The organism is Zestomonas carbonaria (assembly GCF_904061905.1).
GTDB classification, from domain to species: domain Bacteria; phylum Pseudomonadota; class Gammaproteobacteria; order Pseudomonadales; family Pseudomonadaceae; genus Aquipseudomonas; species Aquipseudomonas carbonaria.
The window spans coordinates 1-241 of sequence record NZ_CAJFCI010000122.1 but is presented as its reverse complement, the minus strand read 5'-3'; the positions used below and the strand labels follow the sequence as shown (position 1 = coordinate 241).

1 protein-coding gene is annotated in these 241 nt (G+C 65.6%); it reads right to left on the bottom strand.

What is annotated here, in order from left to right; all coding sequences use genetic code 11:
* Window positions 1–241 (bottom strand): thiamine pyrophosphate-dependent enzyme (locus PSEWESI4_RS24950; protein ID WP_235979014.1); only part of this gene is annotated, 241 nt, incomplete at both ends.

Genomic DNA, 241 nt, shown 5'->3' with positions numbered 1-241 from the left:
GCCCATGGAGATGTTGGTGACCCGTTCGAGGATCACCTCGACCACCACCGGCACGCGGTGCTGCTGCATCAGCTCGCGGGCCTGGGCGAAGGCGCTCTGCAGCTCGTTCGGGTCGAACACGCGGATCGCCTTGCAACCAAGTCCCTCGACCACCGCGACGTGGTCGACGCCATAGCCGCCGAGCTCCGGCGCGTTGACGTTGTCGAACGACAACTGCACGCAGTAGTCGATCTCGAAGCCG